Raw genomic sequence first — 26217 nt, forward strand, 5'->3', positions numbered from 1 at the left:
GAGGGGGGGGGTGCCGCACGGGGATTCTTTCCGTCGTCCTCTCAACCGCGATGCATCATCAACAAATGAGCACCTTTTCCTTGGCTACCCCTCTCCCTAACCCTCCCCCACAAGGGGGGAGGGAACGCACCTTCATTGGAGCGCCAATCGAGTCTCATCTCTTCACCCGCTAACACGCGGCAATCTCAACCGAATCACCCGCAGAATTACGTGCGACTGGAACTCAACGCCCCGCATTTTTTTGGGACCGCCTTTGCGTTCACGGTCTGGACTCTTACCGGTGGAGTCGCGGTGGGGGTATTGTCGTTTGATTCGCGCGCGACGGGGGTTGCCGCGCGTCAATTCGTGCGGTCTTGGGGCAACTATGTCAGGCGTGATCGTGTCGATGCGTCGGACGCTGTTGTCGTGCACTTCGTTGGTGCGCAACGGCTTGTTGGGAGGCGCTCTCGCAGCGCTGCTGCCGGCTGCGCCGGCTGAGGCCGCCGACCTCGTCGACACACTCTCGATATTGCTGGACTTCAACCGGCAGGAACTCGCGGTGCTGGCCACCGCGCTGGCTCTGCTCGGCTTCTCGGTCGTGGCCGCGATCCTGCTGATGCGCACACGCGTCGGCAAGGCCAAGACCGAGGCGGCGTTGCGCGCGCGAATCAGGGACCTCCAGCTGCAAACCGACCGTTTCGGCGCGCTGCTGTTTGCCGAGCCGCAGATCCTGATCTCCTGGCCGGCCGGCGACGATCGCGCGCAGATCTCGGGCGACATCGCGATGGTGCTGCCGCGCGATTCGTCGCCGCAGCGCGTGCTCGCCTTCGGAACCTGGCTGCCGCCGGAACCGGCGCTGCAGATGGATCACGCCGTCGATGCGCTGCGCGAGCGCGGTGACGGCTTCCAGCTTACGCTGACGACCGCCAACGGCCACACGCTGGAAGCGATCGGCCGCGCCATCGGCGGCCAGGCCATTGTCCGGATTCGCGAACTCTCCGGCCTGCGGCGCGAACTGGCCGAGACCCATCTGCGCTACCGGGCACTCGCCGACGAAACCGAGATGCTGCGCGGCTTCGCCGCCGCCGCGCCGTGGCCGATCTGGGCCAAGGGCGAGAACGGCGCGCTGACCTTCGCCAATCCGGCCTATGTGCGCGCGACCGAAGCGACCAGCATCATTGACGCCCAGGCACGCAAGCTCGAGCTGCTCGACAGCGCCGACCGCACCGCCATGGAGCGGGGCCTGAAAGACGCAGCTCACTTCACCTCGCGGCTGCCGATCGTGATCGGCGGCGAGCGGCGCATGTACGACGTGCGGGCCGTCAATGTCGGCCATGGCAGCGTCGGCGTCGCGATCGACGCGAGCGAAGCCGATGCGCTGAGCGCGGCCCTGGTGCGGATGGCTGAGGCGCATCGCCGCACGCTCGATCAGCTCTCTTCCGGCGTGGCCGTGTTCGACGGCCAGCGCCGGCTCGCCTTCTACAACGATTCCTACCGGCGGCTGTGGGATCTCGATCGCACCTTCCTCGACGCCCATCCCGATGATTCCAGCGTGCTCGACCAGCTCCGCGCCGCGCGCAAATTGCAGGAGCAGCCGGACTTCCGCGCCTGGAAGGCCAAGCTGCACGAGGCCTATCGCGCGGTCGAGGCGGCCAAGGACACCTGGTACCTGCCCGACGGCCGCGCGCTGTCCGTCGTCACCACGCCGAATCCCGAAGGCGGCGTCACCTATCTGTTCGACGACGTCACCGAGAGCCTCGAGCTCGCCCGCCGCTTCGACGGCATGATCCGGGTCCAGCGCGAGACGCTGGACAGCCTCGCCGAGGGCGTTGCCGTGTTCGGCAGCAACGGCAGGGCGCAGCTGTTCAATCCGGCCTTCCTGCGGATGTGGAAGCTGTCGAACGATGCCATGCGCGAGGAGCCGCATATCCAGACCGTCGAGGGCTGGTGCCATCAGCTGTTCGACGATCCCGTGGTCTGGCGCCAGATCCGCGAAGCCATCACCTCGATCGAGAACCGCGCCGACGTGCCGCTCAAGCTCGAGCGCAAGGACGGCAGCGTGCTCGACGGCATGATCCGTCCGATGCATGACGGCGCGACCATGCTGACCTTCCTCGACATCACCGACACCGAGAATGTCGAGCGCGCGCTGCGCGAGCGCAACGAGGCGCTGGAGACCGCCGACCAGATGAAGGTGGATTTCGTCCACCACGTCTCCTACGAGCTGCGCTCGCCGCTCACCACCATCATCGGCTTCGCGCATTTCCTCAGCGATCCCTCGACCGGACCGCTGACGCCGAAGCAGGCCGAATATCTCGACTACGTCACCAAATCGACCAATGCGCTGCTGGCGCTGACCAACAACATCCTGGATCTCGCCACCATCGACGCCGGCGCCATGAAGCTGGAGCTCGGCCCGGTCGATGTCAGCAAGACCATCGAGCTCGCCGCCGAAGGTATCCAGGACCGGCTCGCCACCGACCGCATCCGTCTCAAGGTCGAGATCGCGCCCGATGTCGGCAGCTTCGTCGGCGACGAGAAGCGCGTGGTGCAGGTGCTCTACAATCTGCTTGCCAACGCCGTCGGCTTCTCGCCGCAGGATTCCACCGTCGGGATCAGCGCGCGCCGCACCGAGCGCAGCGTGGTCTTTATTGTGACAGATTCCGGACCTGGAATACCCGCCGACATGAAGGACAAGGTGTTCAACTGGTTCGAAAGCCGCTCGCAGGGCTCGCGTCATCGCGGCGCCGGGCTCGGGCTTTCGCTGGTGCGCTCCTTCGTCGAGCTGCATGGCGGCAAGGTGCAGGTGGATTCGGTCGTGGGCAAAGGCACGGTCGTGATCTGCGACTTCCCGACCGACCAGGCGGCGCATCGCGACGCCGCCGAATGACAGAACCGACCACATTCTCCGTCGCGCTTCATAACGAGACGGCCACCGCGCAATTGATGGCCGACCTCGCGCTGCTGATCGGTCCCGGCGATACCATCACCCTCACCGGTGATCTCGGCGCCGGCAAGACAGCAGCCGCCCGCAGCCTGATCCGCTACCTCGCCGGCGACGACGAGCTGGAAGTGCCGAGCCCGACCTTCACGCTGGTGCAGGCCTATGAGCTGCCGGCATTTGCGGTGATGCATGCCGACCTCTATCGCGTCGAGGATGAGAGCGAGCTCGAGGAGATCGGGCTGTCGCCGCTGCCGGAGGCGACGCTGGTGCTGATCGAATGGCCCGAGCGCGCGCCCTCGGCCATGCCCGCGGACCGCATCGACATCGCGCTGACGCATCGTCCCGCACTGGGATCGAATGCGCGCGCCGCCGACGTCACGGGGTATGGCAGGAGCGCAGCGACCGTTGCTCGGTTGAAGACGTTGCGCCAATTCCTCGATGCGTCCGGCTATCTCGACGCAGGCCGCAGGCACATGGCCGGCGACGCCTCGACGCGTTCCTACGCACGGCTGGTCCGCGACGATGGTGTCGTCATTCTCATGAACTCGCCGCAGCGCCCCGATGGTGCAGCGATCTACAACGGCAAATCCTACAGTGCCGTGGTGCATCTTGCGGAGAACATCAAGCCATTCGTCGCTATCGACGAAGGTTTGCGCGCGGTCGGAATCTCGGCACCGAAGATCCACCATATCGATCTCGACCACGGCTTCCTGATCTCGGAAGACCTTGGCAGCGAAGGCGTGATCGAAGGCGATCCGCCCCGGCCGATCACCGAGCGCTATGAAGCCGCGACCGACGTGCTGGCCGTGCTGCATGGCAAGGCACTGCCGGAAACGTTGCCGGTGGACGGGCAAACCCATGCCATTCCCGCCTGGGACACCGAGGCATTGCTGATTGAAATCGGCTTGATGCCGGAATGGTATCTGCCCGATCGCAATGCGCCGTTGAGCGAAGAGAAGCGCGCGGAATTCTTTGCGATGTGGCGCGAGCTGCTGAAGAAGCCGCTGGCCGCGCCAAAAACCTGGATCATCCGCGACTACCATTCGCCGAATCTGATCTGGCTCGCGGACCGCACAGGCATGGCGCGCGTCGGGGTGATCGACTTCCAGGACACCGTGCTCGGACCGCGCTCCTACGACGTGGTGTCGCTGCTGCAGGACGCCCGCATCGACGTGCCCGAAGCCCTCGAGCTGACGCTGCTGTCGCGCTACATCAAGGCGCGCCGCGCTGAGGATGCGAGCTTCGATCCGGCCGGCTTTGCCGAGCTCTATGCCATCATGTCGGCGCAGCGCAACACGCGCCTGCTCGGCACTTTTGCGCGACTCAACCGCCGCGACGGCAAGCCGCATTATCTGCGTCACCAGCCGCGGATCTGGACCTATCTGCAGCGTTCGCTGGCGCATCCGGCCCTCGCGCATTTGCGCGAATGGTATCTCGCTAACGTCCCGCCGCCCCAATCCTGAGCTGGAACCGATTTACCGGCTGTTAGCCATCGCGCCGGTATCATCGCCCGCAGGCCGCCGGAGAAATAGGGGCTGGAGCAAGGGCAGATGGCGGTCAAGACGGACCATCGCGGCAATAGTCGGGTTGTTTTCGAACGCGGAATTCCGGCCCAGATGATGGGGATCGACGGCACCTGGCGGCGCGAATGCACCATGGAGGACGTCTCCGAAAGCGGCGCCAAGCTGACGATCGACGGCTCGGTCGAAGGTCTGCATCTGAAGGAATTTTTTCTCGTCCTGTCGTCCACCGGCCTGGCGTACCGGCGCTGCGAACTGGCCTGGGTCAATGGCGATCAGATCGGGGTCAATTTTCTCAAGCTCGGCGACAAGAAGAAAGCGCGTTCCACAGCCGCCGGGGCGTGAGAGCAACACACGTCGTACAACCGTCACGGCGGGTGGCTAAGGCCGTTGAGATGCGGTGCAGCTGACCGGGGCTCGTGCTAGGCTTGCCGCGAACGTAGAGATTCCAGAGGTTCGAGAAAGCGAAGGATGTCCGTCAAACCGACCAAAGCCATGGTGCTCGCCGCAGGGTTCGGCCTGCGCATGCGTCCGCTGACGGATAAGATGCCGAAGCCGATGGTGCCCGTGGCCGGCCAGCCGCTGCTCGACCACGTGCTCGACAAGCTCGCCTCGGCCGGCGTGACCGAGGCGGTGGTCAACGTGCATTATCTGCCCGACCAGATCATCGAGCACACCGCGACGCGCCAACATCCGCGCGTGACCATCTCGGACGAGCGCGACCAGGTGCTCGGCACCGGCGGCGGCGTGGTCAAGGCGCTGCCGCTGCTCGGCGATGCGCCGTTCTACCACGTCAATTCCGACACGCTGTGGATCGACGGCGTGCGCTCCAATCTGACGCGGCTTGCCGAAAATTTCGATCCCGAGCGCATGGACATCCTGCTGCTGATGGCGCCCACCGCGACCAGCATCGGCTATAGCGGCCGCGGCGATTACGGCATGCTGCCCGACGGCGCACTGCGCAAGCGCAAGGAAAAGGAGATCGTCCCGTTCGTCTATGCGGGCGCGGCGATCCTGTCGCCGACGATCTTCGCCGATGCGCCCGAGGGCGAATTCTCGCTGACGAAAATGTTCGACCGTGCCAACGAGCAGGAGCGCCTGTTCGGCCTGCGCCTCGATGGCGTCTGGATGCATGTCGGCACGCCGGATGCGGTCCACGCCGCGGAAGAGGCGTTTTTGGAGAGCGTGGCGTAGGCCGCGCTACTCTTGTCCCGGACGCGGTGCGGCGCGAAGTGCCGCTCCGCAGAGCCGGGACCCACACTGTCCTTCGCGGAACGAAGTAACTGGGCCCCGGCTCAGCGGCGCATCACTGCGTGCTGCGCCGCGTCCGGGGCACGAGCGTGGTGCCAGACGAACAGCGGGGACGATTCCTCCCCGCCCCATGACCAATCCAGCCTGCGTCCCTATATTGCCGTGATCCCCGAATCAGGCAGCCCATGCGCGTTTTCAGCGTTCCCCTCTCAGTTCCGTTCCTGCGCACCATCGTCACGGCCCTGCTCGACGGCCGGCTGGTCGATGGATTCGAGGCGCGCAAGGAACCGGCGCGACTCGCGGACGCCACGCTGTACCTGCCGACGCGGCGCGCCATGCGCGTGGTCCGCGAGATCTTCCTCGACGAGATGAAGGCGGACGCGGTGGTGCTGCCGCGCATCGTCGCGCTCGGCGACATCGACGAGGACGAGCTCGCCTTCGCAGATGAAGGTGAACAGCAATTTTCCGGCGCAACGCCGCTCGAGATTCCACCACGGCTCGGCGAGCTCGAACGCCGCTTGACGCTGGCCCAGCTCGTCGCCGCCTGGGCCAAGGGCCCGGTGCTGGCGCCGCTGGTGGTCGGAGGGCCCGCCTCGACACTGGCGCTGGCCGGCGACCTCGCCCGCCTGATCGACGACATGGTCACGCGCGGTGTCGACTGGAGCGCGCTCGACGGGCTCGTGCCGGATATGCTCGATCGCTACTGGCAGCATTCGCTCGAATTCCTGCGTATCGCCCGCATCGCCTGGCCGAGCCATCTCGCCGAGATCAACCGCATCGAGCCGGCGGCGCGGCGCGATCTCCTGATCGCGGCCGAAGCAAAGCGGCTGACCGCGCATCCGCATGGACCCGTGATCGCGGCCGGCTCGACCGGTTCGATGCCGGCCACCGCGAAGTTCCTGCATGCGGTCGCGGCGCTGCCGCACGGCGCCGTCGTGCTGCCGGGTCTCGATACCGATCTCGATGACGAGGCCTGGCGCAGCATCGGCGGCAGCAGGGACCTGCTGGGCATCACCGAGAATCCTACCTCGAACCATCCGCAATATGCGATGCATGCGCTGCTGGATCGCTTCGGCATCAAGCGCAGCGACGTCGAGATCCTTCATCCGCCGGCCGAAGGTGGCCGCGATCTGCTCGCATCCGAATCGATGCGGCCCTCCGCCAAGACGGAGGTCTGGCACGACCGGCTGAAGCAGCCTGATGTTGCCGCGAAGATCGCCGGCGGCATGAGGAACCTTGCCGTCGTCGAAGCCCCCAATCCGGAAATGGAGGCGCTCGCGATCGCCATTGCGATGCGCGAGGCGCGGCATCTCGACAAGTCGGCGGCACTGGTGACGCCCGATCGCGCGCTGGCGCGGCGGGTGATGGCGGCGCTGACGCGATGGGATCTCGCTTTTGACGATTCCGGCGGCGACGTGCTGATGGAAACCTCCGCCGGCGTCTTTGCCCGGCTGGCAGCCGAGGCTGCGACCAGGGGATTGGAGCCGCCGACGCTGCTGGCGATGCTGAAGCATCCGCTGTGCCGGCTCGGCCGGCCGCCTGGCGCATGGAAGACGGCGATCGAGGGATTGGAGCTTGCCGTGTTGCGCGGCACGCGCCCGCCTTCGGGCACGGGCGGGCTGCTGCGCGAATTCAATCGCTTTCGCGAGGAGCTGGCAAAGCTGTGGCGCAGCGAAGTCTCCGCGTTGCACCACGCCGAACCCCGCGCGCGCCTCAAGCCGGAAGACCTCGATCGCATCCAGGCCCTGATCGATGCGTTGCAGAAAGCCCTGGCGCCGATCGAGAGCCTGGCGTCATCGAAACCGTTTGACTTCGCCGAGCTCGCGCATCGCCATCGCGAGATCATGATCGAGCTGTCGCGCGACGAACTGGGCATTCCGCTCGCCTTCGAGGAGCGTGAAGGCCTCGCGCTCGCCGGCGCCTTCGACGATCTCCTGCGCGGCGGCACGACCAGCGGATTGATGGTGACGCTGCCGGACTATGCCGACTTGTTCCAGACCGCGTTCGGCGATCGCGCGGTGCGGCGGCGCGACAAGCCCGGCGCGCGCCTGCAGATCTACGGCCCGCTGGAATCGCGCCTGATGCAGACCGACCGCGTCATCATCGGCGGGCTCATTGAGGGCGTCTGGCCGCCCGCGCCGCGGATCGATCCCTGGCTCAGCCGCCCGATGCGGCACGAGCTTGGTCTCGATCTGCCGGAGCGGCGCATCGGCCTCTCCGCGCACGACTTCGCGCAGCTACTCGGGGGCGACGAGGTGATCCTCACCCATTCCGCCAAAGCCGGCGGCGCACCGGCGGTGGCGTCGCGCTTCCTGCATCGGCTAGAGGCGGTCGCGGGCGACGAGCTCTGGAAGGCTGCGATTCGCGCCGGCGAGAAATACGTGCAGTTCGCGGGCGCGCTGGACCAGCCCACCCAAGTCACGCCGATCAAGCAGCCGGAGCCGCGACCGCCGCGCGCGACGCGGCCGCTGAAGATGTCGGTGACCGCGATCGAGGATTGGCTGCGCGATCCCTACACGATCTACGCCAAACACATCCTGCGGCTGGACGCGCTCGATCCGGTCGACATGCCGCTCTCGGCCGCCGACCGCGGCTCGGCGATCCACGATGCGCTCGGCGAGTTCACCGAGACCTACGCCGCACAGCTCCCGCCGGATCCCGCGCGGGTCTTGCGCGCGATCGGCGAAAAGTATTTTGCCCCGCTGATGGAGCGGCCCGAGGCGCGGGCGCTGTGGTGGCCGCGCTTCCAGCGCATCGCGCGCTGGTTCGGCGAATGGGAGACGGTACGGCGCGACGCGATCGAGGCCATCACCGCGGAGACCCGTGGCGAGATCTCGATCCGGCTCGACAACGAGCGCAGCTTCCACCTCTCCGCCCGCGCCGACCGCATCGAGCGGCGCCAGGGCGGCGGCTACGCCATCCTCGACTACAAGACCGGCCAGCCGCCCACGGGCAAGCAGGTCCGCATGGGCCTGTCGCCGCAACTCACCTTGGAAGCCGCGATCCTGCGTGAGGGCGGCTTTCCCGACATCGACGCCGGCGCGTCCGTGAGCCAGCTCGTCTATGTCCGCCTCAGCGGCAACAATCCGCCGGGCGAGGAGCGCATTCTCGAGCTCAAGTACAAGCAGGGCGACGAGCCGCAACCGCCGGACACGGCCGCCGCGGAAGCGCGCGCCAAGCTGGAGGCGCTGATCCGCGCCTTCGACGACGAGAACCAGCCCTACACCTCGCTGAACCTGCCGATGTGGACCAACCGCTACGGTGCCTATGACGATCTCGCCCGGATCAAGGAATGGTCCGCGGCTGGCGGCCTGGGGATCGAGGAATGGTAAAGGTGCCGCGCCCCATCCCGGATGAAGTGCGTGCCCGGCAGGCGCGTGCATCGGACCCGACCGCGTCGGCGTTCGTGTCGGCCAATGCCGGCTCGGGCAAGACTCACGTGCTGGTGCAGCGCGTGATCCGTCTGCTGCTCTCGGGCGTGCCGCCGGAAAAGATCCTCTGCATCACCTTCACCAAGGCCGCTGCCGCCAACATGGCCGAGCGCGTGTTCACCACGCTTGGCCATTGGGTGACGCTCGACGACACCGGGCTCGACGCCGCGATCCGCGCCGTCGGCATCCCGCATCCGGATCGAAAACTGCGCCGCGAAGCGCGAAAACTGTTCGCCTGCGCGCTGGAGACGCCGGGCGGATTGAAAGTGCAGACCATCCACGCGCTCTGTACCCGCCTGCTCCAGCAGTTTCCGTTCGAGGCCAACGTGCCGGCGCGTTTCGCCGTGATGGACGACCGCGACCAGACCGACATGATGGAGCGCGCCAATCTGAAAGTATTTTTGGAGGCCGCGCGCGATCCTGACAGCGTCACCGGCCGTGCGTTGCTGACCGCGATGGCGAGCGCCGCCGACGTCACCTTCAAGGAAGTGATCCGCGAGGCCTGCCTGAGCCGCGATCACTTCATGGCCTGGACCGATGAGGCCGGGAACGCCGGCACGGCAGCCGAGCAGATGGCGACCGTGCTGGGCGTCGATGCCGGCGATCGCATCGAGGACGTCGAGACCGAGATTCTCGATGGCCCGTTCCTGCCCCGCTCGCGCTGGGACGACATCGCTTTCGCACTGGAGGATGGCAGCAAGTCCGACAACGACCAGGCCGGTCGCCTTCGTGAGGCGAAGGTGTTTTCCGGCGCGGCGCAGGTCGATGCCTATCTCGGCGTTTTTCTCACCGACGAAAAACTGCCGCGCAAGGCCGTGCTGACCAAGAAGTTCGGCGAGCAAAATCCGTCCGTCGCGCGCCTGTTCGAGAACGAGGCGCTTCGCCTAGGTGGATTGATCGAGAAGCGCCGCGCGGTGACCATGCGCGACCGCACCGCGGCGCTCCTGCACATCGCCACAGCCGCCGCCGCAAACTACCGCCGCGAGAAGCAGGAACGCGGGCTGCTCGACTACGACGACCTCATCGACAAGACGCTGGCGATGCTCAACCGCATCTCCGCAGGCTGGGTGCATTACAAGCTCGACCGCGGCGTCGATCACGTCCTGATCGACGAGGCCCAGGACACCAGCCCGCGGCAATGGGACATCGTCGCGCACATCATCTCGGAATTCACGGCCGGTGAAGGCGCGCGCGAGGGGTTGAACCGCACGGTCTTCGCCGTCGGCGACGAGAAGCAGTCGATCTTCTCGTTCCAGGGTGCGGCTCCCCACGAATTCGACGCACGCCGGCGCGAGCTGCACCGCAAGTTCACCGCGGCCGGGCTGAAATTCGATCCGGTCGCCTTCACCTATTCGTTCCGTTCGGGCGCTGCGATCCTGCATTCGGTCGACCACGTCTTCCGCGATCCCCAGATCTACAAGAGCATCCATTCGGTCGAGATCGGTCATCCCCTGCACAATGCGCTCGCCGATGCCGGCCCGAGCGTGATCGAGCTGTGGGATCTTGCCGAGGCCGATGACCGGCAGGAGATCGAGGGCTGGCGCGCGCCGTTCGACGGCGTCGCCGTCACCAGTCCCGAGGTCAAGCTCGCCCGCCGCATCCAGACCGAGATCAAGCGGCTGGTCGAGAGCGGCACGCTGACGGGGCACGAGGGCGAGCGCCGTCCGCTGCGCTACGGCGACATGCTGATCCTGGTGCGCCGGCGCGGCAACGCGTTCGACGCGGTGATCCAGGCGCTGAAGCACGCCAACGTTCCCGTCGCCGGTGCCGACCGGCTTAAGTTGACCGAGCACATCGCGATCATCGATCTGATGAATCTCGCGGATGCGCTGCTGCTGCCGCAGGACGATCTCGCGCTGGCGGTGGCGCTGAAGAGCCCGCTGTTCGGTCTCGACGACGACGATCTGTTCCAGCTCGCGCATGGCCGCAAGGGATCACTGCGCCGCGCGCTCGGCGAACAGGCGCCGACAAGCGAGAAGTTCGCGACAGTGCTGCGACGCCTCGAAGCCTGCGAGATCCGTGCGCGCGAGGAGACGCCGTTCGCCTTCTATGCCTGGCTGCTCGGCGGTGACGGCGGCCGCGCGCGCATGTTGCGCCGGCTCGGCCATGAGGCCAACGACGCGCTCGACGAATTTCTGGAACTGGCGCTGAATTGCGAGCGCAAGGCACCGGCTTCGCTGCAGGGCTTCATGGCCTGGCTGCGCTCGGCAGACACCGAGGTGAAGCGCGACATGGAAATCACCCGCGACGAGGTGCGGGTGATGACGGTGCACGGCGCCAAGGGCCTGGAAGCGTCGGTCGTGTTCATGGTCGACACCACGTCGTCGCCCGCGGACTCGCAACGGGTCCGGCTGATTCACGTGCCGCGGGGCAATGGCGGCGAGGTCGTGGTCTGGGCCGGGCGCAAGGCGGACGATCCCAAGCCCGTCGCCGATGCCCGCAAGGCGATGCTGGAGGAGACCGAGGACGAATATCGCCGCCTGCTCTATGTCGCGATGACGCGCGCGGCGGATCGGCTGATCGTCGGCGGCTGCCTGCCCGGCAACATGCGGACGGTCCGCAAGCTGAGCTGGTACGACCTGATCGACACCGGGCTCACCGGCTCCGGCCTGGACAAGCAGACGATCGAGACGCCGCTCGGCAAGGTGACCCGATTCGCCCGTCCCGAGGATGTCGCGGCGCTGGGCACACCGGCGACCAGCGTGGACCAGACGATCACCCTGCCCGACTGGCTGCGGATGCCGGTGCCGCGTGAGAGCCTCGACGACGATCCGGTGCGCCCCTCCGGCCAGCCGGCCGAGGAAGGCCGGGCGGTGCGATCAGGCGAATCGGTCCAGTCGCGCGCATTGGCGCTCCAGCGCGGCACGCTGGTGCACCGGCTGCTGCAGTCCCTGCCCGACATCGCCACCGAGCGCCGGCGTGAGGCCGCGCTTGGCTTCATGACCCGCAATGCCGGCGACTGGTCCGAAGCCGACCGCGTGTTGCTGGCCGACAAGGTGCTCGGTTTGATCGCCGAACCACGCTTTGTCCCGGTGTTTACCGAGGGCAGCCGGGCGGAGGTCGCCATCGTCGGGAAACTCGACCGGCCGGGCCGCCCGCCGGCGCTGGTGTCGGGGCAGATCGACCGGCTGGTGGTTCGCCCAGACGAGGTTTTGATCGTTGATTTCAAGACCAACCAGACCGCCCCGAAAAGCGCCGCGGAAGCCCCCGCCGCCTATGTCCGGCAGCTTGCGCTGTACCGGGCGGTGCTGACGCGGCTTTATCCCCAAAAGCCGATCCGCGCCGTCCTGCTCTGGACCGAGGCCCTTGAATATATGGAGATTTCAGCCCCCGCGCTGGACGCGGCGCTGGCATCCCTTCATGTCGGCGTGAGCGTCCTTGACCCGGCAAGGGGCCGTTCATAGGTTGAGGCCATGATCCCGGGCGCGATTCCACGTCGCGCCGATTCTCTTTCAAACGAGTGAGGTACTCCAATGGCCGTTGGCAAGGTTTCCGATACCGATTTCGAAGCCGAAGTGCTCAAGGCGAACGGTCCGGTCGTCGTCGATTTCTGGGCCGAATGGTGCGGCCCCTGCCGCATGATCGCACCCGCCCTCGATGAGATCGCCGGCGCGATGGGCGACAAGGTCAAGATCGTCAAGCTCAACGTCGACGAGAGCCCGAAGACCGCGTCGAAGTATGGCGTGATGTCGATCCCCACCCTGATGATCTTCAAGGGCGGCGAGATGGCCTCCCGCCAGGTCGGCGCGGCGCCGAAGGCGAAGCTCCAGCAGTGGATCACCTCGGCGGTCTGATCCACCTCGCGACACGATGATTTTCGAAAACGGCCGGCCAATCGCCGGCCGTTTTATTTTGTCCGTGGCTCGGCGAGCGACCTATTTCTGCTCCGCGAGCTTCGCCAGGCTTGCGAGAACCTCGGGAAAATCTGCGGAAACAGCCGGACCGATGTCGGAGGCCTCCGGGCCTTGCGCATCAACGGCGTAAATGATTCGCGTGCGCGCCGATCCGAGCGGCTCGATGCGATGGGCGACCTTGATGACGAGATCGCCGACCCGCGTTTCGTCGACGAAGTGGACGTTCTCGCGCACATCGATGAGTTGCGACCGCAGCGCCTCCTCACCGGGCGGCTTCATCGTGAACCAGGTGCCGGCCGCGAATGGCCCGTCAATGTCGATCTGCTCGATGCCCGCGTTCCAGTTTTTCCAGCCAGGTACGTCGCAAAAAATGCTCCAGATCGTCTCTGGGGTTGCCGACGTCTCGATGGCATATTCGGTTCGCCAGGCATCCATCACGCGTTCCCCCCTTGATATCGACGAATATAGCAAGGGTAGCACGGATGGAGCGCGGCGCTACTTGATCCACCCCGTTGCCAGCGCGTTCGCGAGCTCCGGCTGATTGTTGCGGCGGGCGAGCGCGGCCATCGTTTCATGATCATAGGCGATCTGGCGGAACGTCACCCGCCAGGCGGCGTCGACGAACTCGAGGATCGCATAGCGCGCGTGGGGCGTGCCGGCTTCGACCAGATGCGGGAACGGATGCACGTCGCGATAGCCGGGGCTGCCGACGCTGCCGGGATTGACGATCAGGCGGCCGTCGCGAAGCTGCACGGCGCGGGCAAGATGCGTGTGGGCGCAGAGGATCAGCGGCTGCGTCACGCCTTGCGCAAACGGCTCGATCCGGTCGAGCGGCGACAGCGCCACCGTGCCGTCGGGAAGCACGGTGTCGAGCCAGTAGATCTCGTCATCCTCGGGCGTGGCGTGGCAGAGAAAGACCTGATCGCGAAACACCCGCGTCATCGGCTGCGCGCGCAGCCAGTCGAGCTGCGCCGCAGTGAGCTGCGCATGCGCGGGACGGTCCCACGAACCCATCTTCTCCGGGGGACGATCGAGCAGATAGCGGTCGTGATTTCCGAGCACATGCACGGCGTCGAGCTTCATCAGGATCTCGATGGTGCGCCGTGCATCGAGCGGACCGCTGAGCATGTCACCGAGATTGACGATGTCGGAGATGCCTTGCGCGCGGATGTCGGCAAGAACCGCCTCCAGCGCGAGATAGTTTCCGTGGACGTCGGCAATCGCGGCAAAACGCATTGTTGGTCTCTCCTGCCCCGGACGCAGCGCAGCGCTTCTTCAGCGGTGCGCTGCAGAGCCGGGGCCCATGTGGTGGCACTCTGGGTCCCGGCTCTGCGCTCCGCTTTGCTGCGCTTGTCCGGGACACGAGACCATCTATGCAGGAGGCGTGCCGTTGAGCCCCAGCACATGGCCGGCGAGATAGAGCGAGCCGGTGATGAGGATGCGCGGCGGCACCTCGTAGGCGAGCTTCGACAGAGCGCACAGCGCCGCCTCGATGCCGGGGGCGATCTCCACGCGCATGCCGAGGCTGCGGACCGCGTCCGCGAGACGATCCACCGGCATCGCGTTCTCGGTGTCCGGAATCGGCACCGCAATGATGTGGCGGGTGAGGCCTGCGAAATTGGCCAGAAACGCCTGCGCATCCTTGTTGGCCATCATGCCGGCGATGACGACCAGCGGCCGCGACACCCGCTCCTCGAGGTCGCCGAGCGCGGCAGCCGCGACGCGGCCGCCTTCGGCATTGTGCCCGCCGTCGAGCCAGATCTCGCTGCCTCGCGGCGCGAGAGCGAGCAGTTCGCCCGAGGTGAGACGCTGCATCCGTGCCGGCCATTCGGCACCGACGATGCCGGCCTCGAACGCTGCGTGGTTGACCTTGAACGTCGGAATCGCCCGCAGCGTCGCGATCGCAAGACCGGCATTGTCGAACTGGTGGCGGCCGAACAGCCGCGGCGCCGCGAGATCCATCAGGCCGCGCTCGTCGGAATAGACCAGACGCCCATGCTCGACATTGACGTGCCAGCTTTCATTCGCGGCAAACAGCGGCGCGCGCATGCGCTTGGCCTGCGCCTCGATCACCGCCATCGCTTCCGGCAACTGCTCCGCGCACACCACGGGCACGCCGTGCTTGATGATCGCGGCCTTCTCGCCGGCGATCGATGCCAGGGTATCGCCGAGGAAATCCATGTGGTCCATGCTGACAGGCGTGATCACGCAGGCCGCGGGCGTATCGACCACATTGGTCGAATCGAGCCGGCCGCCGAGGCCGACTTCGAGCAGCACCGCGTCGGCAGGATTTTGCGCGAACAGGTGGAAGGCGGCCGCGGTCTTCAGCTCAAAGACGGTCGCAGGCTCGCCGGCATTGACGCGCTCGACCTCTTCCAACGCCGCGCGCAATTCGTCGTCAGAGACGAGCACGCCACCACCGGCGCGGCCGAGGCGAAAACATTCGTTGATGCGGACGAGATAAGGCGAGGTGTAGGCGTGGACGCGCAGGCCGGCGGCCTCCAGCGTGGCGCGCAAGTATGCGACCGTCGAGCCCTTGCCGTTGGTGCCGGCGACATGGATCACCGGCGGCAGCTTGCGTTCGGGATGACCGAGCCGCTCGAGCAGGCGATGCATCCGCTCGAGCCCGAGATCGATGCGCTTCTGATGCAGGGCCGACAGCCGCCCGATCAATTCACCGAGCGGCGGCTTTGCACTGTCAGCGGAGGCGTTCACGCGTGGGGCGCTGCCGGCGCCGTCTCGGGAGCCGATACGATCTGTGCCGGGCTGACGACTGGCTGCACCGATTTCGACGCCCCTTCCTGCGCCGGCGCCCTGGTCAGCAGGCGGCAGAGCCGCGCCAAGGTCGGACGCAGCTCGTGGCGATGCACGACCATGTCGACCATGCCGTGCTCTTTCAGATATTCGGCGCGCTGGAAACCTTCCGGCAGCTTCTCGCGGATGGTCTGCTCGATCACGCGTGCACCGGCAAAGCCGATCAGCGCGCCGGGCTCGGCGATCTGCACGTCGCCGAGCATCGCATAGGATGCGGTGACGCCGCCGGTGGTCGGGTTGGTCAGCACGACGATGTAGGGCTGTTTTGCCTCACGCAGCATCTGCACCGCGACGGTGGTGCGCGGCATCTGCATCAGCGACAGGATGCCTTCCTGCATGCGCGCGCCGCCGGATGCCGCAAACACGATGAACGGCGATTTCTTCTCGACCGCAAGCTCGAGCCCGCGCACGAGGGCTTCACCGGCAGCCATGCCGAGCGAGCCACCCATGAAATCGAAGTCCTGCACGGCGACGACGACGCCGGCGCCTTCGAGCTTGCCGTAGCCGACCTTGACCGCATCGTTCAGATTGGTGCGCGCCCGCGCATCCTTGATGCGGTCGGCATACTTCTTCTCGTCGCGAAACTTCAGCGGATCCGGCGTGACCTCGGGCAGGGCAACATCGAACCAGGTTTCGTTGTCGAAGATCGACTTCAACCGCGCCACCGCGCCCATGCGCATGTGATAGTTCGAGCCGGGGATGACGAACTGATTGGCCTCGACGTCCTTGTAGAACACAAGCTGTCCGGAATCCGGGCACTTGATCCACAGATTCTCCGGCGTCTCCCGCCGCAGCATGTTGCGGATCTTCGGCCGGACCACATTGGTAAGCCAGTTCATGGTTTGCTCCGATGTGCGAGCCCGCAGGGGATCGCCTGAAGAGATATATGGCGGCCGGGCCTTTACCCGGCAAGCGGCTGTGTCACCCGCCCGAGCAGCGGAATTATGGCCTACTCGGCCGCCTGTTTCGCACCCTTGACGCCCTGGGCCAAGGCGGCCGTCAGCTCGGCCACGGCATTAACGGTTTTGGCGGTTGCGCGCCCCTCGGCATCGAGACTGTTCTTGAGCGCATCGACCAGCGCGGTGCCGACCACCGAACCATCGGCCTTCTCGGCAATGGCGCGCGCCGCTTCCGGCGTACGGATGCCAAAACCAACGCAGATCGGCAGCTTGGTGTGCCGCTTGATGCGCGCGACGGCTTCCCCGACGACATTCGCGTCCGCGGCCGCAGCGCCGGTGATGCCGGCGATGGAGACGTAATAGACAAAGCCTGACGTGTTCGCGAGCACCGCAGGCAGGCGCTTGTCGTCGGTGGTCGGGGTCGCCAAGCGAATGAAGTTCAGCCCCGCCTTCAGCGCGGGAATGCAGAGCTCGTCGTCTTCCTCCGGCGGCAGATCGACGATGATGAGGCCGTCGACGCCGGCCGTCTTGGCATCAGCCAAGAACTTGTCGACGCCGTAAATGTAGATCGGATTGTAATAGCCCATCAGCACGAGCGGCGTGGCGTTGTCGGCCTTACGGAAGTCGCGCACGAGATCGAGCGTCTTCTTCAAGGTCATGCCGACCTTGAGCGCGCGGAGCCCGGCGGCCTGGATCGAGGGACCATCCGCCATCGGATCGGTGAAGGGAATGCCGAGCTCGATGACGTCGGCGCCTGATGTCGAGAGCGCCTTGACGATCTCGAGCGACGTCGCCGGATCGGGGTCGCCGGCCATCACATAGGTGACGAAGGCCGCGCGGCCCTGCTTCTTCAGCTCGGCGAAACGGGTGTCGATACGCGTGGTCACTTGCTCTTGCCCTTCAGGATGTCGCCGACCTGCGGGACGTCCTTGTCGCCGCGGCCGGAGAGATTGACGACCATCAGGTGGTCTTTCGGTCGCTTCGGCGCGAGCTCCATCACCTTGGCGATGGCGTGCGCGGGCTCGAGTGCGGGAATGATGCCTTCGAGCTTCGAGAGCAGCTGGAACGCGGCGAGCGCCTCGTCATCGGTCGCGGAGAGATAATTGACGCGGCCGATCTCATGCAGCCAGGAATGCTCCGGGCCGATGCCGGGATAGTCGAGGCCGGCCGAGATCGAATGCGCGTCCTGGATCTGGCCGTCGGCATCCATCAAGAGATAGGTGCGGTTGCCGTGCAGCACGCCGGGGCGGCCGCCCGCGATCGAGGCTGCATGCAGCTGCGTGAGCCCGTGGCCCGCGGCTTCGACGCCGAAGATTTCGACGGAGGGATCGTCGAGGAACGGATGGAACAGGCCCATCGCGTTCGAGCCGCCGCCGATGCAGGCGACCAGCGAATCCGGCAGGCGGCCTTCGACCTCCTGCATCTGCGTCTTGGTCTCGTTGCCGATGATCGACTGGAAGTCCCGCACCAGCGTCGGATAGGGATGCGGCCCCGCCACCGTGCCGATGCAATAGAACGTGTTGTGCACGTTGGTGACCCAATCGCGCAGCGCCTCGTTCATCGCGTCCTTCAGCGTGCGCGTGCCCGACTGCACCGGATGCACCGTTGCGCCCAGCATCTCCATGCGGATCACGTTGGGCTGCTGCCGCTCGACGTCGACGGCGCCCATATAGACCACGCATTCGAGGCCGAAGCGCGCGCACAGCGTCGCCGTGGCGACGCCATGCTGGCCGGCGCCGGTCTCGGCGATGATGCGCTTCTTGCCCATGCGCCGCGCCAGCATGATCTGGCCGAGCACGTTGTTCACCTTGTGCGAGCCGGTGTGGTTGAGCTCTTCGCGCTTGAGATAGATCTTGGCGCCGCCGAGATGTTCGGTGAGACGTTCGGCGAAATAGAGCGGCGAGGGCCGGCCGACATAGTTCTTGAGATAGCCGTTCATCTCGGCCTGGAAGGCCGGATCGGCCTTGGCCGCGGTGTAGGCCTTCTCCAGATCGAGGATCAGCGGCATCAGGGTTTCGGCGACGAAGCGTCCGCCGAAAATGCCGAAATGGCCGCGCTCGTCGGGCCCGCTGCGATAGGAATTTGGTTTGGCGATGTTCATCGAACGCTCAACTCTTGAGTGGCGCGCGCGGCGCGAATGAAGGCCTTCATCAGCTCGGGGTCCTTGACGCCGGGCGTGCTCTCGACACCGGAGGACACATCGACGCCGCCGGCGCCGGTGACGCGAAGGGCTTCGGCGACGTTGTCGGCGTGAAGTCCGCCCGAGACCATGTAGGGCAGTTTGAGATCGAGATTTTCGAGCAGGTGCCAGTCGAAGGGGGCACCGAGACCGCCAGGCCGCGTCGCATCCTTCGGCGCGCGTGCGTCGAACAGGATGCGGTCGGCGACCGCGGCATAGCCGGGCAGCACGGCGAGATCACCAGCGGTTGCGACCGGCACCGCCTTCATCACCGGGCGGCCGAATTTCTGCTTGATGTCGCGCAGCCGCGCCACGCTTTCCTTGCCGTGGAGCTGAAAAATGTCCGGCGACAGCGCGTCCATGATGTTGTCGAGCGTGGCATCGTCGGCATCGACCGTGAGCGCGACCTTGAGCGCGCGCTGCTTCGCCTGGCGGCCGAGGTCGCGCCCCGTCTCCAGCGAGACATGCCGCGGCGACGGCGGAAAGAACACGAACCCCACCATGTCGGCGCCCGCGTCGAGCGCGACGTCGAGCGTCTCACGCGTGGACAGACCGCAGATTTTGACGAGCAGGGACATGGTCTCAAAGCGGGTGAAGGCCGCAAGCGGCGGCCGGAAAACAGGGTTTTCGGTCGGGGCCGCTTCTACAACGTCGCGCGCTGCTTGTCTCGCCCGATGGCCCCGTAAAGGCCGACCCCGGAGGGCACCGGAAGGTGCCGGGGCTCGGGCTTGGCCGGGGCCGTCTGGGCCCGCAGATCGGCCAGCTCGACCCGGGCGGCCCGTGCATCCGCCTCATGGCGGCGCGCGGCACGGCGCCAGTGCCGCTGGCCGAACCAGACGGCGCAACCGCCGGCGATGACGCCCACGGCAGCGACCAGGATCAGCAGCAGGAACAGCGGCAGCGTGATCGACAGGGCCGGATCGGCCGCCATAAAGGGATCGAAGGAGACGGTGACGAAGTGCCGGTTGGCGACCGCAAAGGTCACCAGGATCAGGGCCAGCGGAATCAGGATCAGCGCGGTCAGGAACTTTCGCATCGCGAGCGCCCGTCTTGAATCAAGCTTGCTGCCGCATCATGCGGCCATCAGGTAAAACCCGGACGACAGCGCTAGTCCGGTGCGCCCGGATCCGGATGATCGCGGTTGAGCCGCTCGCGCATTTCCTTGCCGGTCTTGAAGAACGGAACGCTCTTCTGATCGACGGGGACATGGGCGCCGGTGCGCGGATTGCGGCCGGCGCGTGCGGGGCGATGCTTGACCGAGAAGGCACCAAAACCGCGCAGCTCGACGCGGTCGCCGCGTGCGAGTGCTGCGACGATTTCCTCGAGAATCGCATTCACAATGTTCTCGACATCCCGCTGGTACAGATGCGGGTTGTGCTCGGCGATACGCTGAACAAGTTCGGATTTGATCATCGAGGAATAGGACCCGGAAGCGTGCGGATGACCATTTCCGTGAAAATACTGTGATCTGTCAAGACGCTAAATGAAGGTTGAGCGTCGTGAAAATGCGTGACATTTGCCGAAAAAGCGGGCTGCACCGCTACCCGCGGGACGGGAAAAAGCTCTCGAGCTCGCGTTGTTCCCACTTATTCCCGGTCAATTCGACGCAGCCGGCTGCCACAGGGCCAGCATCCCGTCCAAGCCGACGCGATCGACCGCCTGCACGACGCCGGTTTGCGCGATTTGGTGCGCAATCGCGCTGAATCCAAGCGCTTCCAGCGTGACGGAGGCGGCTGTCTTGAGGAACGGCAGGTCGCCAAAGCGCGGCTCGAGCTTGTAATCGCGCACCGAAAGACCCTTCTTGACGCCCTTCTGCTCCTCGAGCCAAGTCACGGCGGTTTTCTCGTCACCGAGCTGATCGATCAGCTTGAGATCGATCGCCTGGCGGCCGGTAAAGACGCGGCCATCGACCACTTTTTCGAGCTGCGTGTCATCCATGCCACGCCGCTGCTTCACCAGATCCTTGAACCAGGCATAGGAATCCTTCACCAGCGCGTCCAGCGCGGCCCGGGCCTCGGGGCTGGTCGGCTCAAAACCGTTGGGGGCGGCCTTCAGCGGCGTGGACTTCACTTCCTCGACCTTGACGCCGATCGTCTTCAGAAGCTCCGAGACGTTGGGAAACTGGAACAGCACGCCGATCGAGCCCACCAGCGAGCTCTGCTGCGCGATGATGTGGTCGCTCGCAATCGCAGTGATGTAGCCGCCCGATGCCGCAAGACCCTCGACCACGACGACCAGCGGCTTCTTTGCCTTCAGGCGCGTCAGGGAATCGTAGAGCTGCTCGGAGCCGGCGGTGGTGCCGCCCGGCGAGTTGATGTGAACGATCACAGCGGCGGCCTGCGAATTCTCCAGCCGCTCCAGCGCCCGCGTCCGCTCGGCATCGCTGCGGATCAGACCGTCGATCTGCACGCGCGCGATCGCGCCGGCGGAGGCGAAGGTGCCGCGCGCGCCCGGCGTCGCGACCAGCGCAAAGCCCGCGATCGCAGCGATCGCGATCAGCGCGGCCACCACGCGCCAGAACGTCAGCTTGCGGCGGATCCTGCGGCGATCGACGATGATGTCAGAATCGAGCGACATCGGAATATCTCCAAATGAAGGGCCGCTGGCGTTGTGCCGTCACAACGTGACCAATGGCTTGTCTGGATACATCAATTGCGGCGCAATTTGAAGAAAACAAGGCTGTGAGCGGGGTACCGGGGACGACGACGGCAACAAAAAAGCCCCGGCTCGCGCCGGGGCTCTGATGTCTGCAAAAGCAAGCGTTTCGCTTACTTGCTGTCGCGGTTCTTGAGCGCGGTGCCCAGGATGTCGCCGAGCGTCGCACCCGAATCCGAGGAGCCGTACTGCGCGATGGCTTCCTTCTCTTCGGCGACTTCGAGCGCCTTGATCGACACCTGGACCTTGCGGGCCTTCTTGTCGAACTGGATCACGCGGGCATCGACCTTCTCGCCGACGGCGAAGCGTTCGGCGCGCTGGTCGTTGCGGTCACGCGCGAGCTCCGAGCGCTTGATGAAGGTCGAGAAGTCGGTACCGGCGATCTTCACCTCGATACCGCTTTCCTTCACTTCGAGCACTTCGCAGGTCACGACCGCGCCCTTCTTGACATCGCCCGGCTCGGCGAAGGGGTCGCCTTCGAGCTGCTTGATGCCGAGCGAGATACGCTCCTTCTCGACGTCCACATCGAGCACCACGGCCTTCACCATGTCGCCCTTCTTGTAGTTGTCGATCACCTGCTCGCCCGGAAGCTTCCAGTCGAGGTCGGAGAGATGGACCATGCCGTCGACGTCGCCCTCGAGGCCCAGGAACAGACCGAACTCGGTCTTGTTCTTGACTTCGCCCTCGACCACCGAACCGGTCGGGTGACCTTCGACGAAGACCTCCCACGGGTTGCGCATGGTCTGCTTGAGGCCGAGCGAGATGCGGCGCTTGACGGAATCGACTTCCAGCACCTGCACATCGACTTCCTGCGAGGTCGACACGATCTTGCCGGGGTGCATGTTCTTCTTGGTCCACGACATCTCGGAGACGTGGATCAGGCCTTCGATGCCCGGCTCGAGCTCGACGAACGCACCGTAGTCGGTGATGTTGGTGACACGGCCGGTGAAGCGGGCACCCAGCGGGTACTTGGCTTCGATGCCCTGCCACGGATCGTCCAGCAGCTGCTTCATGCCCAGCGAGATGCGGTGCGTCTCGTGGTTGATCTTGATGATCTTGACCTTCACGGTCTGGCCGATCGAGAGCACCTCGGTCGGGTGGTTGACGCGGCGCCACGCGATGTCGGTGACGTGCAGCAGGCCGTCGATGCCGCCGAGGTCAACGAACGCACCGTAATCGGTGATGTTCTTGACCACGCCGTCGATGACCTGACCCTCTTCGAGGTTCTGCACCAGCTCCTGACGCTGCTCGGCGCGGGTCTCTTCGAGAACCGTGCGGCGGGAGACGACGATGTTGCCGCGGCGGCGGTCCATCTTGAGGATCTGGAACGGCTGCGCGTTGTTCATCAGCGGCGCAACGTCGCGGATCGGACGGATGTCGACCTGCGAGCGCGGCAGGAAGGCAACGGCACCGTCGAGGTCGACGGTGAAGCCGCCCTTGACCTGGTTGAAGATGACGCCCGTGACCTTCTCGTTGTTCTGGAACGCCTTCTCCAGCTTGCCCCAGCTCTCCTCGCGGCGCGCCTTGTCGCGCGACAGCACGGCTTCGCCGAGGGCGTTCTCGATGCGATCGAGGAACACTTCCACCTCGTCGCCAACCTTGATCTCGCTCTCACGGCCGGGGCCGGAAAATTCGCGCAGCGCAACGCGGCCTTCGGTCTTCAGGCCGACGTCGATGACGGCCATGTCCTTTTCAATTGCAACCACCTTGCCCTTGACGACCGAGCTCTCCTGCAGGTTGCCACCTGCGAAGGACTCGTCGAGCATCGCGGCGAAATCGTCACGCGACGGGCTATAGGTATCAGCGGAAGTCGAAGCCATTTGTTCTCCAGTTGCGGATGTCTTGCCGGCCGTTGGGTTGTTGGGCGTATCGGACGCGCAGTGTCGGAAGGTCCACAAAACCTTCGAGCGACCGCTCGTTGCTCCGGTTTTGCGACCGGAACAGCGGAAGCGGGCCGGCTGGGCCCGCACGTTCGATACGTGAAAATCTGTTGTCCGGAGCCTGGATCGCGTCGGCCCCAAACAGGGACCGAGAGTATCGACCTCAAAGAGCGGGAGCGGGCGCTTCCTCCAATGACGGCAGCGGCTTAACCCCGCGACCGGCCCGCTCGGACGGCCTCGATAATGTCGATGGCGGCCCGGACGCCGCCTTCTATATCCAGTTGGGAGTTATCTAGCAAGTAAGCATCCGCGGCCGGTTTCAAAGGCGCAATCGGCCTGTTCTTGTCCCGCTCGTCGCGCTGGATGATGTCGGCGAGCACCGCCGCCTCATCCGCCTCCTCGCCCCTGGCCCTCGCCTCCATGGTGCGGCGGCGGGCGCGGACTTTCGGGTCGGCCACGACGAAAATCTTCACGTCGGCGTCGGGGCAGATCACGGTTCCAATGTCGCGGCCGTCCAGGACGGCACCGGGCGGACCGGCGGCGAATTGCCGCTGGAAAGTGAGCAGGACCTCGCGAACCCGGGGGATTGCCGAAACGATCGAAGCGCCCTCGCCGGCCGTCTGGGTCTTGAGGGCGGGATTGCCGAACTTTTCGGGATCGAGTTCCAGCGCGGCCTGCACCGCAGCCGCCTCGTCCCGGAGATCATGACCGGACTGCATCAGGGCGTAGGCGACCGCACGATAGATCACGCCGGTATCGAGGTGACGATAGCCATAGTGATGGGCGAGGCGCTTGCCGAGCGTGCCCTTGCCCGAGGCCGCGGGTCCATCGATGGCGATGATCATGAAAACTCGGCCCCCAGCGACCGCATCATCGGAATGAAGTCCGGGAAACTGGTGGCGATGAAGCCGGTGTCGTCGACGGTCACCGGCTGATCGGACGCGCAGCCCATCACCAGCGCGGACATCGCGATACGGTGGTCCATATGCGTGGCGACAGTGCCGCCGCCGGGCACATGGCCACGGCCCTCGACGATCAGGTCGTCGCCGGAGACGGTGACCTTCACGCCGTTGACGCGGAGCATGTCCGCGGTGGCCTCGAGCCGGTCGGATTCCTTGACGCGTAGTTCCTGCAGGCCGCGCATGATGGTCGTGCCTTCGGCGAAGGACGCCGCGACCGCCAGCACGAGATATTCGTCGATCATCGAGGGCGCGCGTTCCGGCGGCACCTCGACGCCACGCAGTTTCGACGCGCGCACGCGCAACTGCGCCATCGGTTCACCGGCGTCACCGCGCACGTCGCTTTCCTCGATCGAAGCGCCCATCTCGCGCAGCGTCGTGAAAAGGCCGGTGCGCAGCGGGTTGGTCATCACGTCCGACAGAACGACATCGGAGCCTTCGACGATCAGTGCCGCGACGACCGGAAAGGCCGCTGAGGACGGATCGGCGGGCACGATGACGGTCGCGCCATGCAGCTCGGGCTGGCCGACCAGCGTGATGCGGCGGCCGTGAGCGCCCTCGGCCACCGAGGTGATATCCGCGCCAAAATGCTTCAGCATCAGTTCGGTGTGGTCGCGGCTGGCCTCGTTCTCGATCACCGTCGTGGTGCCCGGCGCAGACAAGCCCGCCAGCAGCACCGCCGATTTGATCTGGGCCGAGGCAACCGGGGTCTTGTAGGTGATCGGCAGCGGATCGCGCGCGCCATGGACGGTCAGCGGCAGCCGGCCGCCCTCGGCTGCAGAAGCAACCTTGGCGCCCATCTTTTCCAAGGGATCGAGGATCCGGCGCATCGGGCGGCTGCGCAGCGAGGCATCGCCGTCAAAAATCGCCGAGATCGGGCAGCCGGCGACGGCGCCCATCACGAGCCGGCAGCCGGTGCCGGAGTTGCCGAAATCCAGCGCGGCCTTGGGCTGCGCAAAGCCTCCGACGCCGACGCCCTGCACTTTCCAGGCGAAATCGCCGGTGCGTTCGACCTTGGCGCCGAGCGCCTGCATCGATTTGGCGGTGTTGAGGACGTCCTCGCCCTCGAGAAGGCCCGTAATGCGGGTTTCGCCGACCGCGAGCGCGCCCAGGATGAGGGCCCGGTGCGAGATCGACTTGTCCCCGGGCACCCGTACTTTCCCGGTCAGGGGGCCGCTCGAGCGCGACTTCAGCGGCGTCGGCTTGTCGGAATGGGTCAAGATTGTGTCCTTGGATGCGCCTCAGAGGCTCGCGGGCACCTACCACATGGTCTCCCCGCCGTCACGAGCATGTCTTTCTCTCGTAATGCGCTATTGACAGCGGGCCGCCAACTAGCCAAGTGAAACACCGCTTTTCAGACATCCCAGGATTCCTCTGCCGTGGCCAAGTCCGAACTCGGAACCAAACGTATTTGCCCGACCACGGGCAAGAAGTTCTACGACCTCAACAAGAATCCGGTGATCTCGCCCTATACCGGCGAGGTTGTGCCGATCGCGCCCGTGGCGCCGGCCCGCGCGACCCGCGGCGCCGAAGCTCGTCATGCGGCTGCCGCGGATACCACGCCGGAGCCGGCAGAGGTCGAAGAGGTCTCGCTCGAGGAGGCCGATGCCGAAGAGAACACCGGCAAGGTGAAGGCCGTCGTCCCCGAATCCGAGGATGATATCGAGGTCGACGAGACCCTCGATGACGACGATGACGATGATTCGACCTTCATTGCCGACGAAGAAGAGGGCGATGAGGACGTTACCGACATCATTGGTGATGTCGGAGGTGATGAAGAGACTTGAGATCAGTCCTGATCTGTGAAAAAGGGTGCACCGCGCGAGTCGGAAGGCTCGCCGGTCGGGAGTGA

General features: G+C 65.8%; 21 protein-coding genes. 8 read left to right on the forward strand and 13 right to left on the reverse strand.

Features of this window, described 5'->3' with window-relative positions:
* The first annotated feature begins 364 nt into the window (after positions 1–364).
* From NLM32_RS00385 to trxA, 7 genes are all read left to right on the forward strand, one after another.
* Positions 365–2869, forward strand: coding sequence for a PAS domain-containing sensor histidine kinase (locus NLM32_RS00385; protein WP_254127209.1), 2505 nt, complete (start codon positions 365–367; stop codon positions 2867–2869).
* Positions 2866–4386, forward strand: a complete 1521-nt coding sequence (gene tsaE / locus NLM32_RS00390) for a tRNA (adenosine(37)-N6)-threonylcarbamoyltransferase complex ATPase subunit type 1 TsaE (protein ID WP_254127211.1) — start codon at positions 2866–2868, stop codon at positions 4384–4386. The genes NLM32_RS00385 and tsaE overlap by 4 nt, the downstream gene beginning before the upstream one ends.
* An 87-nt stretch (positions 4387–4473) precedes the next feature.
* On the forward strand, positions 4474–4788 hold the full coding sequence (locus NLM32_RS00395; protein WP_254127213.1) for a PilZ domain-containing protein: 315 nt from the start codon (positions 4474–4476) through the stop codon (positions 4786–4788).
* A 126-nt stretch (positions 4789–4914) separates the two neighbouring features.
* On the forward strand, positions 4915–5637 hold the full coding sequence (locus NLM32_RS00400) for a nucleotidyltransferase family protein (RefSeq protein ID WP_254127215.1): 723 nt from the start codon (positions 4915–4917) through the stop codon (positions 5635–5637).
* Between the two features lie 242 nt (positions 5638–5879).
* Positions 5880–9026 carry a double-strand break repair protein AddB gene (gene addB / locus NLM32_RS00405; RefSeq protein ID WP_254127217.1) on the forward strand — a complete coding sequence of 1049 codons (3147 nt, stop codon included), beginning with the start codon at positions 5880–5882 and terminating at the stop codon, positions 9024–9026.
* Positions 9020–12529, forward strand: a complete 3510-nt coding sequence (gene addA, locus NLM32_RS00410; RefSeq protein ID WP_254127219.1) for a double-strand break repair helicase AddA — start codon at positions 9020–9022, stop codon at positions 12527–12529. The genes addB and addA overlap by 7 nt, the downstream gene beginning before the upstream one ends.
* A gap of 69 nt (positions 12530–12598) precedes the next feature.
* Positions 12599–12919 carry a thioredoxin gene (trxA, locus tag NLM32_RS00415; RefSeq protein WP_007598398.1) on the forward strand — a complete coding sequence of 107 codons (321 nt, stop codon included), beginning with the start codon at positions 12599–12601 and terminating at the stop codon, positions 12917–12919.
* Between the two features lie 81 nt (positions 12920–13000).
* Here trxA and NLM32_RS00420 read toward each other — a convergent pair whose 3' ends face one another.
* The 13 genes from NLM32_RS00420 to aroA all read right to left on the reverse strand — a co-directional run bounded on the left by NLM32_RS00420 (position 13001) and on the right by aroA (position 25585).
* A complete protein-coding gene (locus NLM32_RS00420) occupies positions 13001–13414 on the reverse strand; it encodes an SRPBCC family protein (protein ID WP_254127221.1) in 414 nt (137 codons plus the stop codon).
* A 60-nt stretch (positions 13415–13474) separates the two neighbouring features.
* Positions 13475–14215 carry a metallophosphoesterase gene (locus tag NLM32_RS00425; protein ID WP_254127223.1) on the reverse strand — a complete coding sequence of 247 codons (741 nt, stop codon included), beginning with the start codon at positions 14213–14215 and terminating at the stop codon, positions 13475–13477.
* Positions 14216–14350: 135 nt separating this feature from the next.
* Complete coding sequence (locus NLM32_RS00430) at positions 14351–15694, reverse strand: Mur ligase family protein (RefSeq protein WP_254127225.1); 1344 nt, start codon at positions 15692–15694, stop codon at positions 14351–14353.
* Complete coding sequence (gene accD / locus NLM32_RS00435; RefSeq protein WP_254127227.1) at positions 15691–16632, reverse strand: acetyl-CoA carboxylase, carboxyltransferase subunit beta; 942 nt, start codon at positions 16630–16632, stop codon at positions 15691–15693. Before accD ends, NLM32_RS00430 begins: the two co-directional genes overlap by 4 nt.
* A gap of 110 nt (positions 16633–16742) precedes the next feature.
* Positions 16743–17579, reverse strand: coding sequence for a tryptophan synthase subunit alpha (gene trpA, locus NLM32_RS00440; RefSeq protein WP_254127230.1), 837 nt, complete (start codon positions 17577–17579; stop codon positions 16743–16745).
* Positions 17576–18793 carry a tryptophan synthase subunit beta gene (gene trpB / locus NLM32_RS00445; RefSeq protein ID WP_254127232.1) on the reverse strand — a complete coding sequence of 406 codons (1218 nt, stop codon included), beginning with the start codon at positions 18791–18793 and terminating at the stop codon, positions 17576–17578. Before trpB ends, trpA begins: the two co-directional genes overlap by 4 nt.
* Complete coding sequence (locus NLM32_RS00450; protein ID WP_254127241.1) at positions 18790–19449, reverse strand: phosphoribosylanthranilate isomerase; 660 nt, start codon at positions 19447–19449, stop codon at positions 18790–18792. Before NLM32_RS00450 ends, trpB begins: the two co-directional genes overlap by 4 nt.
* A 65-nt stretch (positions 19450–19514) precedes the next feature.
* Positions 19515–19907, reverse strand: coding sequence for a lipopolysaccharide assembly protein LapA domain-containing protein (locus tag NLM32_RS00455; protein ID WP_254127243.1), 393 nt, complete (start codon positions 19905–19907; stop codon positions 19515–19517).
* A gap of 71 nt (positions 19908–19978) precedes the next feature.
* The gene (locus NLM32_RS00460) at positions 19979–20284 is read right to left on the reverse strand and encodes an integration host factor subunit beta (protein ID WP_007598410.1); all 306 of its coding nucleotides are present in this window, start codon (positions 20282–20284) and stop codon (positions 19979–19981) included.
* Between the two features lie 183 nt (positions 20285–20467).
* Positions 20468–21448, reverse strand: coding sequence for a signal peptide peptidase SppA (gene sppA / locus NLM32_RS00465; protein ID WP_254127245.1), 981 nt, complete (start codon positions 21446–21448; stop codon positions 20468–20470).
* A gap of 191 nt (positions 21449–21639) precedes the next feature.
* Positions 21640–23346, reverse strand: a complete 1707-nt coding sequence (gene rpsA, locus NLM32_RS00470; RefSeq protein ID WP_254127247.1) for a 30S ribosomal protein S1 — start codon at positions 23344–23346, stop codon at positions 21640–21642.
* 266 nt (positions 23347–23612) lie between these two features.
* On the reverse strand, positions 23613–24251 hold the full coding sequence (gene cmk, locus NLM32_RS00475; protein WP_254127249.1) for a (d)CMP kinase: 639 nt from the start codon (positions 24249–24251) through the stop codon (positions 23613–23615).
* Positions 24248–25585 carry a 3-phosphoshikimate 1-carboxyvinyltransferase gene (gene aroA / locus NLM32_RS00480; protein ID WP_254127251.1) on the reverse strand — a complete coding sequence of 446 codons (1338 nt, stop codon included), beginning with the start codon at positions 25583–25585 and terminating at the stop codon, positions 24248–24250. The genes cmk and aroA overlap by 4 nt, the downstream gene beginning before the upstream one ends.
* A gap of 159 nt (positions 25586–25744) precedes the next feature.
* Here aroA and NLM32_RS00485 point away from each other — a divergent pair, with 159 nt between their 5' ends.
* On the forward strand, positions 25745–26152 hold the full coding sequence (locus tag NLM32_RS00485) for a TIGR02300 family protein (protein ID WP_234682465.1): 408 nt from the start codon (positions 25745–25747) through the stop codon (positions 26150–26152).
* Positions 26153–26217: the final 65 nt, after the last annotated feature.

It is taken from the genome of Bradyrhizobium sp. CCGUVB14 (genome assembly GCF_024199935.1).
Lineage (GTDB): Bacteria > Pseudomonadota > Alphaproteobacteria > Rhizobiales > Xanthobacteraceae > Bradyrhizobium.